The organism is Streptomyces sp. RLA123, from assembly GCF_056270165.1.
In genome coordinates, this window is sequence record NZ_JBWDOR010000003.1 from 403182 (window position 1) to 416201 (window position 13020).

At 70.4% G+C, this 13020-nt stretch carries 14 protein-coding genes and 1 pseudogene; 11 read left to right on the plus strand and 4 right to left on the minus strand.

Features of this window, described 5'->3' with window-relative positions:
- Positions 1–96 precede the first annotated feature (96 nt).
- The 3 genes from RV983_RS01820 (at position 97) to RV983_RS01830 (ending at position 2900) form a co-directional block, all read left to right on the plus strand.
- A complete protein-coding gene (locus RV983_RS01820; RefSeq protein ID WP_475983972.1) occupies positions 97–822 on the plus strand; it encodes a COG4705 family protein in 726 nt (241 codons plus the stop codon).
- A 746-nt stretch (positions 823–1568) separates the two neighbouring features.
- On the plus strand, positions 1569–1952 hold the full coding sequence (locus RV983_RS01825; protein WP_475983973.1) for a BlaI/MecI/CopY family transcriptional regulator: 384 nt from the start codon (positions 1569–1571) through the stop codon (positions 1950–1952).
- Positions 1953–1964: 12 nt separating this feature from the next.
- Positions 1965–2900, plus strand: coding sequence for a M56 family metallopeptidase (locus RV983_RS01830; protein ID WP_475983974.1), 936 nt, complete (start codon positions 1965–1967; stop codon positions 2898–2900).
- 67 nt (positions 2901–2967) lie between these two features.
- Here RV983_RS01830 and RV983_RS01835 read toward each other — a convergent pair whose 3' ends face one another.
- From RV983_RS01835 to RV983_RS01845, 3 genes and pseudogenes are all read right to left on the minus strand, one after another.
- Positions 2968–3855: a COG4705 family protein gene (locus tag RV983_RS01835; RefSeq protein ID WP_475983975.1), complete on the minus strand. Its 888-nt coding sequence runs from the start codon at positions 3853–3855 to the stop codon at positions 2968–2970.
- A 703-nt stretch (positions 3856–4558) separates the two neighbouring features.
- Positions 4559–4675, minus strand: a pseudogene (locus RV983_RS01840) (IS5/IS1182 family transposase); the annotation flags it as partial.
- A 189-nt stretch (positions 4676–4864) separates the two neighbouring features.
- Complete coding sequence (locus RV983_RS01845) at positions 4865–5305, minus strand: BlaI/MecI/CopY family transcriptional regulator (RefSeq protein WP_475983976.1); 441 nt, start codon at positions 5303–5305, stop codon at positions 4865–4867.
- 245 nt (positions 5306–5550) lie between these two features.
- Here RV983_RS01845 and RV983_RS01850 point away from each other — a divergent pair, with 245 nt between their 5' ends.
- The 4 genes from RV983_RS01850 to RV983_RS01865 all read left to right on the plus strand — a co-directional run bounded on the left by RV983_RS01850 (position 5551) and on the right by RV983_RS01865 (position 9043).
- On the plus strand, positions 5551–6885 hold the full coding sequence (locus RV983_RS01850; protein ID WP_475983977.1) for an MGDG synthase family glycosyltransferase: 1335 nt from the start codon (positions 5551–5553) through the stop codon (positions 6883–6885).
- Positions 6882–7640, plus strand: coding sequence for a polysaccharide deacetylase family protein (locus tag RV983_RS01855; RefSeq protein WP_475983978.1), 759 nt, complete (start codon positions 6882–6884; stop codon positions 7638–7640). Before RV983_RS01850 ends, RV983_RS01855 begins: the two co-directional genes overlap by 4 nt.
- Positions 7641–7974: 334 nt before the next feature.
- Positions 7975–8445 (plus strand): amidase family protein, encoded by a 471-nt coding sequence (locus RV983_RS01860; protein WP_475983979.1) that lies wholly within the window; start codon positions 7975–7977, stop codon positions 8443–8445.
- Between the two features lie 55 nt (positions 8446–8500).
- Complete coding sequence (locus RV983_RS01865; protein WP_475983980.1) at positions 8501–9043, plus strand: hypothetical protein; 543 nt, start codon at positions 8501–8503, stop codon at positions 9041–9043.
- Between the two features lie 149 nt (positions 9044–9192).
- Here the strand turns inward: RV983_RS01865 and RV983_RS01870 are convergent, their stop codons facing one another.
- Positions 9193–9435 (minus strand): hypothetical protein, encoded by a 243-nt coding sequence (locus RV983_RS01870; protein ID WP_475983981.1) that lies wholly within the window; start codon positions 9433–9435, stop codon positions 9193–9195.
- A gap of 493 nt (positions 9436–9928) precedes the next feature.
- On the opposite strand from RV983_RS01870, the gene RV983_RS01875 reads away from it, so the two are divergent.
- From RV983_RS01875 to RV983_RS01890, 4 genes are all read left to right on the plus strand, one after another.
- Positions 9929–10669 (plus strand): IPT/TIG domain-containing protein, encoded by a 741-nt coding sequence (locus tag RV983_RS01875; protein WP_475983982.1) that lies wholly within the window; start codon positions 9929–9931, stop codon positions 10667–10669.
- Positions 10670–10793: 124 nt separating this feature from the next.
- Positions 10794–11912, plus strand: coding sequence for an IPT/TIG domain-containing protein (locus RV983_RS01880; RefSeq protein WP_475983983.1), 1119 nt, complete (start codon positions 10794–10796; stop codon positions 11910–11912).
- Positions 11913–11971: 59 nt separating this feature from the next.
- Positions 11972–12487 carry an Ig-like domain-containing protein gene (locus RV983_RS01885; RefSeq protein ID WP_475983984.1) on the plus strand — a complete coding sequence of 172 codons (516 nt, stop codon included), beginning with the start codon at positions 11972–11974 and terminating at the stop codon, positions 12485–12487.
- 83 nt (positions 12488–12570) lie between these two features.
- Positions 12571–12963 carry a helix-turn-helix domain-containing protein gene (locus RV983_RS01890; RefSeq protein ID WP_475983985.1) on the plus strand — a complete coding sequence of 131 codons (393 nt, stop codon included), beginning with the start codon at positions 12571–12573 and terminating at the stop codon, positions 12961–12963.
- Positions 12964–13020 lie beyond the last annotated feature (57 nt).

The window sequence follows — 13020 nt, forward strand, 5'->3', positions numbered from 1 at the left end:
GCACGCCATGCCCATTCGGGCGGCTCCGCCGAAAACGCCTTCCAAGGCGCGGTTCGCGTTCCCGCGATCGTTACCGCTTTCTGGGTCGGAAAGGGGTTGTCCACCGCGCTGGGCGAGGGCGCCTCGGACTATCTCGTCCAGGCCATGGCGCCGGAACTCGCAGTGGTGCTCGGATTCGCCGGCTTTCTCGTCGCGCTGGTGATCCAGTTCCGCCAGGCCCGCTATCGGGCGTGGACGTACTGGTTCGCCGTCGCCATGGTCGGCATCTTCGGGACGATGGCGGCCGACGTGATGCACGTCGCCCTCGGCGTGCCCTACGCCCTCTCCAGCGTGCTGTACGGAGTGCTGCTCCTTGCCGTGTTCTGGCTGTGGCGGCGAACCGAGGGCACACTGTCGATTCACACCATCGACTCCCCCCGCCGTGAGGCGTTCTACTGGGCGACGGTCATCGCCACCTTCGCCATGGGCACCGCTCTGGGCGACTTCACCGCCTTCACCCTGCACCTGGGCTACTTCACCTCCGCGGCCGTTTTCGCGGTGCTGATCCTCGTTCCGGCCGTGGGATACCGCTGGCTGCGCTGGAATCCGGTGTTCTGCTTCTGGGCGGCCTACGTGATCACCCGTCCGCTCGGCGCATCGATCGCCGACGGCTTGGGCAAGCCCCGCTCCGTCGGAGGCCTCGGCCTCGGCGACGGGCCGGTGACTCTGGTGCTGCTCGCCCTGATCGCCCTGGTGGTCGCCTACCTGGCGGTGACCAAGACGGACGTCCAGCGTGCGCACGAGTCGGCCCCCGAACCGGAATCGGCCGCCGCGCGCGTGTAGCGGGGCAGGTGAGAGGGCGGCGTCGACTCACCCTGGTACGGCGCGGCCGCCTCCCCTCCCGGCGCGGGCGCGCCGTTGCGGGTTCGGTCCCGGCGGGCGTTGGCGATGCCGTCCCGGATGCCTGGCGGGGGCCAGGAACGGGCAGGTCGGACAGCGCACCACCGTTCACCCACGCATAGTTCACCGGACGCACACATCTGGCCAAGGGTCCGGTGGATTCACCGCTCCAAGAGCACTCAGGTGAGCCACCGGCGGGGGTTCGTGTTCCGCCATTCGGCGAACCGCCGCTCACGCATGTCCCCTTCCGCGAACCCAGGCGTGCTCCCGCACGGAAAGGGCCACAGCGGTGCAGAGGTATACACCCGATGACACGGACCGGCCCGTGTTCGTGGACCCCAGTGGACGGCGACGCCGTGCGCTGCGGGGGATCGGCTGGGTGGTCGGCGGGCTGTGGGCCGGCTACGCCGTGACGAATCACCGCTCACCACGGTCTGAAGGGCCACCGTGCCGGCCGAAACGGAGTGCGCTCCCCCGGTCCCGCGCGTGACCCCGGCCCAGCCGATCAGCGCCCTCGGCCGGCGCCCCGTTCGAAGGCAAGGAGCACCAGCAAGCCTTTCTGCCGTGCGCGGGCCAGGGGGCTGGACGGCCGGGGACGGGCGCATGGCACACTCAGGAGGCAGCGGCGTTTACACCGCCGTAGAGGTATTGCACGACTGCAGGAGATGCGAGGAGGACGAGCAAACGTCATGAGCGCCCCTATCCAGGGCCGGGGCCCCAAGCGGGCAAACGGCGAACGCGAGGCGGAAATCCTCGGTGTGCTGCAGCGCACCGACGGCGCGCTGACCCCTGGCGAGGTCTCCGAGCGCCTGGGAGGTGAGCTGGCCTACAGCAGCGTGGTGACGATCCTTACCCGCATGTATGCCAAGAACCTGCTCACTCGCACGCAGCGCGGCCGGGCCTTCGCCTACGCTCCCGTGACCGACGAGCCCGGCTTCGCCGCTCGCCGTATGCGTTCCGTCCTGGAGGAGCGGCCCGACCGCGAGGCCGTGCTCGCCCGTTTCGCCGACGGCCTGTCGACCGCCGACGCGGAGCTTCTGCGTCAGTTGCTCGGCCCCGACCAGAATCCGTAGAGGGCCGCCCGGATGCGCATCGCCGTCTACCTGCCGCTGCTCCTGTCCCTGTTCGCCCCCCTCGGGGCCCGGCCGCTGTCGGATCGCTGTGATCCGCGCCTGGCGACCTGGCTGCTCACCGCCGTCTGCGTGGTCCTGGGGGCGGCCAGCACCGTTTCGCTGGGCCTGCTGGCGATCACCGGCCTGGTCCGGATCCCCGTGCTGGCGAGCCTCGGTCACTGGTCGGTCGGCGCCGCACAGCACAACGATCCTGCCGAAGTGTCCGTGGCGCTGATCGCCGGCCTCCTGTTGGGCGCCGCCGTCGTGATGGCCGCCCGTATGCTCTGGCACCGCGCCCGATCGTTGGCCGCCGCCGTTGCGGAGGCCGCGTGCATGCCCACCCAGGACGGCCTGGTCGTGGTCGACGACGAGGTCCCCGACGCTTTCGCGATCCCCGGCCTGCCCGGCCGCGTGGTGGTCTCCACCGGCATGCTGCGGACTTTGGACGTCTCCGAGCGCGACATCCTGCTCGCTCACGAGCGTGCCCACCTGTCGGCCCATCACTACGCCTTCGTCGCACTCGCCCAGCTCGGCGCCGCCGCCAACCCCTTCCTGCGCCCTCTCGCCACTGCCGTGACCTACACGATCGAACGCTGGGCCGACGAGAACGCGGTCGCCGGCACCGGTGACCGCAGGCGGGTGGCGCACACGGTCGGCAGGGCCGCCCTGGCCGCCCACCATGCTCCCGCGCGACCCGCGTGGGCTTCTCTGGGCATCCTCGGCCGCGGCACCTCCTCGCTCGCCGGCGCCGGGCCCGTGCCCAGGCGCGTGGCCGCTCTGCTCGCCCCGCCGCTTCGCCACCATCGCGCCCTCACCGCCGCGACCGCCGCGTTCCTGACCGTCGCAGCCATGTCCACCGCCGATGCCGTTGGCGACCTCCACCTCCTGCTGGAGGCCATCGGCGCCTGACGCACGGGACGGGTCTTCCTGGAGGAGAAGCAGCCCTGCCCGCCGTCCGGCCGAGCCGGCCGCAAGGCTACACAGTCCGAGCAGGCCGCCCGCTCGAGGTCGCGGCGCCTCGACGCTCGCGAAGATACGCGTAGCCCATCAGCCCGAGCAGCATCGCGAGGAGCACCGCTGAGGAACCCACGGTGCCGAGGTCGAGGCCGCCCTTGGCGGTGGGCTTGGTCAGGAGGTCCCCCGCGGTCGCACCCAGGGGGCGGGTGAGGACGAACGCGATCCAGAACAGCAGGACGTTCGGCACGGCCGGCGCGTACATCAGGGTCAGCAGGCACGCGAGCAGGCCTGTGATGAGCAGCGCGCCTCCGGCGTAGCCGAGTCCGGAGCTGTCGGACAGGAAGTCACCCATCGAGGTGCCCAGAGTGTTGGACACGAGGATCGCCGTCCAGAACAGTGCCTCCGCGCGGAAGGTGCGGATGTCCTGGAGGGCGAACGGCAGCCGGGTCAGACGCCAGACAGCGAAGACCGCGATCAGCAGCGAGACGAGGATGCATGCGCCGGCGGGGTATCCCAGCCCCAGCCCCTGAGGTCCCCAGCCCAGTGCCGTGGTGCCGGATGAGAGGTACTCGGCGCTGGCGTCACGGTTCATGAAGTCGGACATCGTGGTGCCGGCCGTGCTGGTCGAGAGAATGACCGTCCAGTAGACGAAGGGGTTGTAGCGCCGCGACCGGAGTTGCACGGCCAGGGTGACCAGGAAGATCACGAACAGGGCGACGGTGGCGAGGAAGTAGCCGATCTTCAGGGTCTGGGCGAAGAGGTCTCCTGCCGTCTCGCCGAGGGTCGTCGCCGCGATCTTCATGATCCAGAAGGCCACGGAGACGTGCGGCAGTTTCTTGAGCGCGTATGGTCCCGCGGTCTCGCCGATGCGGGCTGGGGGTTGGTCAACGGTCTGGGGTTTCTCCATCGCTGTCCCTCCTGGGGTGCGGCCGCGGGTGCGCGAACGCCTGTCCCGGAGGGGCCGGAGGGGGTGGGGTGCTCGCCGTCCGCGCTGCCCTCCTGTACGCGGGTACGCATCCCGCGATCGGTTCAGTTCGCCATGGGGCAGGGCTCCGCGTGCGACGCGCCCCCGAGCGGCGCGGGGCCTGCGGACACGAGGTCCGTTGCTTCAGGCGGAACGGTGCATGGCTGGTGACCTTGCCGGACTGGCGGGACCGGTTGGCGGCGCCCTACCCACGTATGCCTACAGTCCTGTAGACGACGAGCTGTAGCGTAGGCCGGACCATGGCCAGGCGACGGCAGGGCACGCCGGAGCGTCCGGGATGCGGGGGCCGGGGAGGTTCCCCGTGGTGGGGCAGGAGCCGGGTGCAGGTCGTCGGGTGGACCCGGGTCGGCGTGAGCGGGCCGTCCGCGGTGGCAGCGCGCGCATCGAGCGTGAGCGTCCCTTCGTCCTCCACGTCCAAAGCGACCACTCCCCCGGGTTCCCGCACGGTCACGCGCACCGTGCCGCGTCCGTGCCGGTGGGCGTTGTCGAGCAGGACGTCCAGGGTCTGATCGCCGGTCCGGCCGGGAACGCCGAGCCGGGCGGTTCCGGGTTCCGGTGCGCGTCCAGGCGGCGGCCGTCCTGGGCCGGAGGCCCGTGCCACCGGCGCTCCGCCAACTCCAAGGGCGTGGATGTCGTCGCGTCGTTCCCATCGGACGCACAGGCGGCGGAACCCGTGGAGCCAGGCGGTCCGTTCGACCATCCAGAGATGGACGCCGATGCCGGATCCGTGCGGGACACCGCGGCGCGCGAACGTTTCCCTGGCACCGCGAGGTGACGCGCGAAGGGAACCTCACTGCCAACTACTACGTCTTGTAGGTGGAAGCTGTTTTCGTGGTTCTGCCGACGAAGGGCGCACCCCGATGAGAGAAGCCCTCGACGTCGGCTACCCCTTGACCGGCGGGCCCGCGGGACAACGCCGATCCGCCCGGGATCACCGGCCCGTTCGAGGGCGACGTGACGCAGTCCCGCCGCTCGATCCGTCGTGCACCTCGTTGGCGCCCAGAAGCCGCTGCAGCATCTGCTCGTCTTCTTGCGACAGATCCGAGACGAAGCGGGCCAGGACGGCCTCCCGGTCCGATCCCGCGTCGAGCAGGGTGCGCATGCGCTGTGCGGTGTGGGACGCCTCGTCGCGGGTGGCTTCGTAGAGGTAGCCGCGCCCTTGGCGATGGCGGAGCAGCATGCCCTTGCTGTGCAGCCGGACGAGGATGGTCAGGACGGTGGTGTAGGCCAGGTCCCCCGGCAGTCGTTCCTGTACCTGACCTGCCGTCATGGGCCCGTCGGCCGCCCAGAGCGCGGCAAGAACGTCACGCTCGAGCTCTCCTCGTGCGCGACGGGGTGTCGCGGCGGTGTCGTCGCGCCTGTCTTCGGGCAATGTGCTGGCCCCTTTCTCGGCTCGGCTCCTCAGGCTACCGCCGGAGCCACTACCGCCCGTAGAGGGCGAAGTCGCCGCGGAGGCCGGCTTGAACTACTACATGTTGTAGAGTTTCGCCGCTCCCACCAGCGCACGGAGGAAAGCCCATGTCGCACGTCGGTGAAACGGTCGGCCCGAGCACGGCGGACGCCGTTCCCGGACCGGGATGGCCGCCGCGGGGCAGGGTCGCGATCATCTCCGCCAGCATGGGAGCAGGTCATGACGGCGCTGCCGCCGAGTTGGCCCGGCGCCTTGCTCTCAGCGGCGCCGCTGTGGACCGGCTCGACCTGCTCGACCTGCTGCCGGGGCGGTTCGGCCGGGTGCTCAGCGACGGCTACCACAAGCTTCTGGTCCATGCGCCCTGGGCTTACCAGCGGATCTACCGCAGCACCGAGGATGCGGGCGGCGCCGGCGCCCCGGCCCGTGCTCTGCTTCGTGCCGCTGAGCGGCCGGTGCTGCGGGCGTTGCCTGCCGACACGCGCGTGGTCGTGTCCACTTACCCGGGTGCGAGTCGCATCCTCGGCGCCCTGCGTCTCGACGGCCGGCTGACCGCGCCCGTCTTCACGTACCTGACGGACTTCTCCGTACATCCTCTCTGGGTGGCGCCGGGCGTGGACACACATCTGGCCGCACACGCCGTTCCCGCCGGCCAGGCGCGGGCTCTGGGCGCATCCGACGTGCGGGTGTGCGGACCGGTGACCGATCCGCGGTTCGTTCCTGGCGGCGCGCTGGAGCGGCAAGAAGCGCGTGCCCGGCTGGGGTTGCCGAAGCACGCTCCGCTGGCGTTGCTGGTCGCGGGTTCCTGGGGTGTCGGGCCGGTGCGGAAGGTCGCCTCGGAGATCCACGCAAGCGGTGCCGCGATCCCGGTTGTCGTCTGCGGCCGCAACAATGCGCTGGCAGAACAGCTTCGGGCGGACGGTGCCGGGCATGTCTTCGGGTGGACGGACGACATGCCGGCGCTCATGCACGCCGCGGACGTCCTGGTGCAGAACGCGGGTGGGCTGACCTCGCTGGAGGCGTTCGCCAGCGGGCTGCCTGTCGCAAGCTACCGCTGCATACCCGGCCATGGCCTGACGAACGCGGCCGCTTTGCACGAGGCCGGGCTGGCCGCCTGGATACGCCGTCCCGACGATCTCGCCCCTGACCTCGCCGAGCTCATCCACGGCCCTCGAGGGCTGCGGCAACGCGCCGCAGGACTCGCCTTGTTCGCCGCCGGGACGGAGTCCGGCCCTGCGGCCGCGGTCCTGCGGGCCGGCGACAGCGCCAGCGCCACGGCGCCCGCCCGTACGACGGCTATGAGATCGGTTGACGCCCGCACCGCGCGGCCGCTCCGCCGTACCCCTCGGCCGACCCGTCCGCGGCCGGCCATGCAGCGGCTCGCCGCCACCGTCGTCGTGGCGTGCGCGCTGTGGGCAGGAGGCGTCGGCCTGGGCATGGCCGCCACAGCCCACGACTATCCCGGGCTGCTGCGTGCCGTCGACCACCGACTCGACCCCGACGACTTCACACCCGCCCCGACGCCCGAGGGAACCCAGCCGTGACTGCCTCCCGACTCCTGCGCGCCACCGCTCTCGTGGCGCTGCCCGCTCTCGCGGCCGCCCATGCGGTGCCCGTCGTCTCCACCTTCGGGCCGCTGCGCAATCGCGTCATGCCCCGCCTGTCCGGGCAGGGCCGCAGCAACCACGTGGCCCTCACCTTCGACGACGGCCCCGACCCGCTGTCCACGCCGTTCTTTCTGCGTCTGCTCGCCGCCCGCCAGGTCAAGGCCACCTTCTTCCTCCTGGGCACGCAGGCACGCCGCTCCCCCGGCCTGGTCCGCGACATCGCCCTGAGCGGACACGAGGTCGGCATCCACGGCTGGCAGCACCGCCCGCTGCTGCTGCGCGGCCCCCGGGCCACCTACGACGATCTGGCCCGTGCTCGCGACCTGGTCGCCGACCTCACCGGCCGGCAGCCCCGGCTGTTCCGTCCTCCGTACGGGGTCATGACCACCGCCGCACACCTTGCCGCGCGCCGCCTGGGTCTCATCCCGGTACTGTGGACCTGCTGGGGCGAGGACTGGCGGGCGCGCGCCACCCCGCAATCCGTCCACCACACGGTCACCGCCGATCTTCGCGGTGGCGGAACGATCCTGCTCCATGACTCCGACTGCACCTCCGCGCCCGGCGCCTGGCGTTCCGCCCTCGGCGCCTTGCCCCGCATCCTCGACACCTGTCACGAACGCGGTCTCGCGGTCGGTGCGCTGCGTGATCACTGGACCGGCGGGCGAGCCGGGGGTTCACCCGCGGGCGGGTGAGCGATATGCCCACGCACGTGATCGGATCGTCGCCCACGCAGACCTACCGATGGCTCATGCGCCACCGCCGCCCGGCACGCGACGGCGAAATCCTCTCTGGCACCACGAAGCCATGACCGACCCCGGGGCCCGCCGCCTCACGGGCGGGACCCGACACCACCGGACCAAGCCCGCATCACACACTCCCCCTTTTGCGACCCTTTTGCGGCGGACACGTCCAGCGCAATCCGCACCATCTGAGACGACGGGACTGCGGGCGGTGGTCCGCAGCCGGCCGACCTGGAAATATGGGACTGGTCCGAACGGAGCAGACCGGTCCAGGACAGGATCCGTCATGACCACCGATCTCATCCAGGCTGACGCGAGTGAACTCGCCGAGCTCATCGGTGCCGGGAAGGTGTCTTCCGTCGAGGTGGTGCAGGCGCACCTCGACCGCATCGAGGCCACGAATCCGAGGATCAACGCCATCGTCACGCTCGCCGACGGTGCACTGGAGGCCGCGAGGGCGGCGGACGAGGAGCTCGCGGCGGGCAGGGAAGTGGGGCCGCTTCACGGCGTGCCCTTCACGGTCAAGGACTCGTTCGACACCGCCGGAGTGCTCACCCAGCGCGGTTCGCCGATCTTCGCGGGGCGCGTCCCGGACACGGACGCCACCGCTGTCGCGCGCATCAAGCAGGCCGGAGCGATCCTCCTCGCGAAGACCAACCTCCCGGAGTTCTCGTACTGGGTCGAGTCCGACAACCTCCTGACGGGCAGGCTCGTGCACCACCTTCACGATGCCCGAAATGCTGATGTTTGTCGCTAAGGGCTGCTATGCGCTCTAAACTGGCTCCTGCAAGACAAGCCAGAAGGAGCAGGTCATGGTCCACAACACCACGACGCCGCATCCCACGGTCCGCGCACTCCCCCGTTCCGTCACGCGACTGGAGATCCCGGTCGGGTCGGACTACGAGAATTTCCGTGCCGAGTTCGAGCAAGCCGTCCCACCGCTCGACTACCAGCGCACCTTCGACCTGGTCGCCGGGCAGGCTCCGTGGAGCGCCGTGTGCGAACTCGCGGACGAGAACGCTCCACTGGAGTTCATGATCTACTGGAAGTTCGACGCCCAGCCGCTGTTCGGCGTGGCCGGTGATCACGCCCGCTGCACCGAGTACCTGATGGGCAATCACACCATCGCCGAGCGCATGTTCCGGCACGATGCCGGGGCCCTGATGTACGCGCCGCTGCGCATCACGATCCACGAATCCCCCGCGGGCGAGGCGGTGTTCGCGATCGACCGCCCCAGCGACACGGTGAGCGCGCTCGACCGGCCGGAGATCACGGAGGTGGGGCGCGAACTGGACCGCAAGGTCGGCGCGCTTCTCGCCCACCTCGGCGTTCCCGTACCCGATGAGCTGACCTGACCGGGCGGCGCGGCCTGGACCCCGGCCACCGCGGGGGCCGCCTGACGGCGTCCGCTGTCGCGGCAACGTCGCCCGGGCCAGGCACGGTCGAGGAGGCGGACGGCAAGCCGGCGAGACCGGACTGCACGGTGGTGTCAGCCCCTGGCCGGTCAGGCCCAGAAGGCGTCGGTGACCATGATCCGGGGTTCGGCGTGGCGGCGGATCAAGGTGTGGATGAGCCATCCGCGGCCGCCGGCCAGACCGGCGATGCGGGGGCTGGTGGACGCCGGGGGGCGAACGGTGGTCCAGTGCGGCAGAAAGGCATCGGCACCGATGCCGCGGTAGTAGGGGTCCGAGGCGGTGATCAGTTCCGCGCGGTCGGCCATGACGAGTTGCCGGCCGTCGGTGGGCATGGCGTCGAAGTCCTGACGTGCCTCTGCCGTCCGGTCCAGCTACCTGACCGCACGACCGCCGTACCGCACACCCCGTCCATCACGGGTGCCATGGCCGGTACATCAGCCGGGCGCTGATCATGCCGCGCATGATGGGCGGCTCGCCCGCGGCCGGGCACCGACCCATTTCCACCGCAATTGATTGGCATATGAAAAGACAATCGTAAATACGCTGGCCCGGCACCCCCTTTCACGCCGTGGCGCTCACCTGAAAGGTGAGACTTCGGGGCTGGAGCCTTGTCGTTCAATCACCCTTATGGGTTACTTCGAGTGTCCGTACCAGCGGCATTCGACTTTGCAGACGGACGTGGGCAAGCCCCTGATCAGGCGGCAACTCACACCTGACGGGCTGTTCTCCTCGGGAGCGGGCTCGCACCACCAGGTACGTGTGCGGACCGAAAGCCCTCATCGCTGCTCGGCAATGCAGCGCATTCCGAGCGAGGAGGAACACCTCATGCCCATCAGCCCGAACCAAGGATCAAGCGGTGGCGGCACCGTGGTCACCATCACCGGCGTCAACCTCGCGGGCGCCACTGCCGTGCGCTTCGGAACACGGCTCGCGACCATCACCAGCAACACGCCTACGAGCGTCACCGTCGTGTCGCCCTCCGGCAACGGGGCGGTCAATGTCACCGTCACCACCGCGGGCGGAACGAGCAACCCGCTCTCGTTCTACTACATCGGGGCACCGTTCAAGCAGAGCCTCAGCCCGACCGGCGGGTCGACGTCGGGCGGGGAGACGGTCACCATCAACGGCACGGGCCTGTACACCGCGAGCAGCGTCGCCTTCGGCGCCAACACCGCGGTGCCGACCGTGGTGTCCGACGGGCAGATCACGGTCGTCGCACCGGCCGGTTCGGCCGGATCGGTGAGCGTCAGCGTCACCACCGCCGGCGGTACCAACAACGGGTTCTCGTACACCTACTTCGACGCCCCCACGCTGACGACCATCACACCGACACAGGGTCCGACCTCGGGCGGCATCGCGGTGACCCTGGTCGGCACGGCACTGGCCAGCACCAGCGCGGTCACCTTCGACGGCAGTCCGGTGTCCTTCTCGGTGATCAACGGCAACGTGGTCTCCGCGATCGCTCCTCCGGGGACCGTCGGTGCCGTCGACGTCGCCGTGACCACCGACGGGGGCAGTGCGATCGCGACGGGCGCGTTCACCTACGTCGCGGGTCCGGGCATCTGACCCCATCCGCGCGTCCCGGGCCCCGACCCGGACAACCCGCACGGGACCGGAACGCCCGGCCCGTGCGGGCCGGAGCAGGACAACGACAGGCCTCCGGGCCGATCCGACACCGTACGGAGATCCCGTGAAAGACAAGACAAGCCCGGCGGCGGCACAGCCGACCGTCGCCGCCGCCGCTCCCGTCCTCACCTCGGCAGCCCCGAACGCCGGCCCCGCCGCGGGCAACAACAACGTCGTCCTCAACGGCAGCGGCTTCACAGGGGTCACCGCCGTCCGGTTCGGCACCACTGCGGCGCTGGGCTACACAGTCAACTCGGCCACCCAGATCACCGCCGTCGCTCCGGCCGGGACCGGGGCCGTCGCGATCACCGTCTCCACGCCGGGCGGCACCAGCAATTCGGTGACGTACACCTATACGGCGCAGCCGGTCCTCGTCTCCGTCTCGCCGAGCCAGGGGCCGGCCGCCGGCGGCACGACGGTCACCCTCACCGGATCGGGGTTCAGCGGAGCCACGGCGGTCAGGTTCGGCAGCACGGCCGCGACGTCGTACACGGTCAACTCGGCCACCCAGATCACCGCGGTCGCCCCGGCCGGAACGGGAGCCGTCCCCGTCACCGTCACCACATTCGGCGGCACCAGCAACTCCGTCTTCTTCTTCTACCTGGGCGTTCCCGCCCTCGTCTCCGTCTCGCCGAACCAGGGGCCGGCCGCCGGCGGCACCACGGTCACCCTCACCGGCACCGACCTCAGCGGAGCCACGGCGGTCAGGTTCGGCAGCACGCCCGCCACCGGCTACACCGTTGACTCCCCCACGCAGATCACCGCGGTCGCCCCGGCCGGAACGGGGACCGTCCCCGTCACCGTCACCACATCGGGCGGCACCAGCAACTCCGTCTTCTTCAGCTACGTGGGGTCCCCGGTCCTCAGTCTCCTGTCCCCCGCTCTGGGACCGACCGGCGCGGGATCCGGCGTGACCCTCACCGGCACGGGGCTGACCACGACGACCGCGGTGCACTTCGGCGCCACATCCGCGGCGTTCACCGTGCTGTCCGACACCGCCGTCGCCACGGTCGCACCAGCGGGTCCCCCCCGGCACCGTTTCCGTCAGCGTCACCACGCCCGGAGGCACGAGCAACTCACTCACCTACACACGGGTCGCGCCTCCCGTCATCTAGGCGGAGACCGAATGTCCCGGGGCGGAGCGTCGCTCGCTCCGAGTGCGGGACCTGTAGGACACACGTAACGTGATGCTCCATGACCAACTGTGACATTCGGCTCACAGTCGAACAAGGAGCCTGTTTCATGAAATCCTGGAATACACGAAAGACGTGGACGGCCGGAGCTTTCGCCGCGATAGCCGCGGTCGTGGGTGTCGCCTCGCCGGCGGCGGCGGCCGTCGACTCGACGACGACGCTCCAGGTGTCACCCGTGACCGCCGCCGTCCGGGCTCCCGTGCAGTTGACCGCGACGGTGGTCTGCGCGGGCGACCCCAGCGGCATCAACGACGTCGGCATGACCTTCTTCGACGGTGGGGACATCCTGCAGACGGTGCCGGTCGCGCCCAACGGGCTGGCCACCTACACGGCCAAGTTCCAGACCGCCGGCGTCCACACGATCACCGCCGCATACAACGGGAACGCCAACTGCTTCGCCTCCCACGCCGAGGCGACCGTCACGGTGACCGAGGCCCCGTACTGCCCCTGGGGGACCGACCCGTGCCGGGACGACCAGCCCGGCTCGCCGGACTGCCCGTCCCATACATTGACGACGCTGCTCGACCAGCCGGCCGACTCGCGGGACCAGTGCCGGTCCTGGTGAATCCGGTCTGAGTTCGGCCGTCCCGCACACCGCACGCCGTCCCCTTCCGGGGCCCGGCGGACCACTGTGGTCTGATAAGCGGCGTGAGCCGCGCCGCAGAAGAGACCAACCGCCGGATGCTCCGGGCACGGGACGCGATGGATCGCGCCTACGCACAGTCGCTGGACGTGCCGGCGCTGGCGCGGATCGCCCACGTCTCGGAGGCGCACTTCACGCGCACCTTCCGGGCAACCTTCGGCGAGACCCCGCACCGCTACCTGCAGCGCCGTCGTGTGGAGCGGGCGATGTTCCTGCTGCGGGAGACCGACCTCAGCGTCACGGACATCTGCTTCGAGGTCGGCTTCGGCAGCCCCGGAACCTTCAGCCGCACCTTCCGCGACATCGTGGGCACGTCACCGCGGGCGTACCGCAAGCAGGCGACGGCCATGGACGTGCCCACGTGCTTCACGAAGGCATGGATGCGGCCGAGGGCCTGATCGCAGCCGGAGCAGGCCGAGCAGTTTTGGATAAGTTTTCGTCGGGCCCGCCCAGTA

Excerpts from the sequence above, each read along its gene's own strand:
- RV983_RS01825 (WP_475983973.1), top strand. The coding sequence starts at position 1,569 with ATGAGCGCCCCTATCCAGGGCCGGGGCCCCAAGCGGGCAAACGGCGAA.
- RV983_RS01830 (WP_475983974.1), top strand. The coding sequence starts at position 1,965 with ATGCGCATCGCCGTCTACCTGCCGCTGCTCCTGTCCCTGTTCGCCCCC.
- RV983_RS01835 (WP_475983975.1), bottom strand. The coding sequence starts at position 3,855 with ATGGAGAAACCCCAGACCGTTGACCAACCCCCAGCCCGCATCGGCGAG.
- RV983_RS01850 (WP_475983977.1), top strand. The coding sequence starts at position 5,551 with ATGGGAGCAGGTCATGACGGCGCTGCCGCCGAGTTGGCCCGGCGCCTT.
- RV983_RS01860 (WP_475983979.1), top strand. The coding sequence starts at position 7,975 with ATGACCACCGATCTCATCCAGGCTGACGCGAGTGAACTCGCCGAGCTC.
- RV983_RS01865 (WP_475983980.1), top strand. The coding sequence starts at position 8,501 with ATGGTCCACAACACCACGACGCCGCATCCCACGGTCCGCGCACTCCCC.
- RV983_RS01870 (WP_475983981.1), bottom strand. The coding sequence starts at position 9,435 with ATGCCCACCGACGGCCGGCAACTCGTCATGGCCGACCGCGCGGAACTG.
- RV983_RS01875 (WP_475983982.1), top strand. The coding sequence starts at position 9,929 with ATGCCCATCAGCCCGAACCAAGGATCAAGCGGTGGCGGCACCGTGGTC.
- RV983_RS01885 (WP_475983984.1), top strand. The coding sequence starts at position 11,972 with ATGAAATCCTGGAATACACGAAAGACGTGGACGGCCGGAGCTTTCGCC.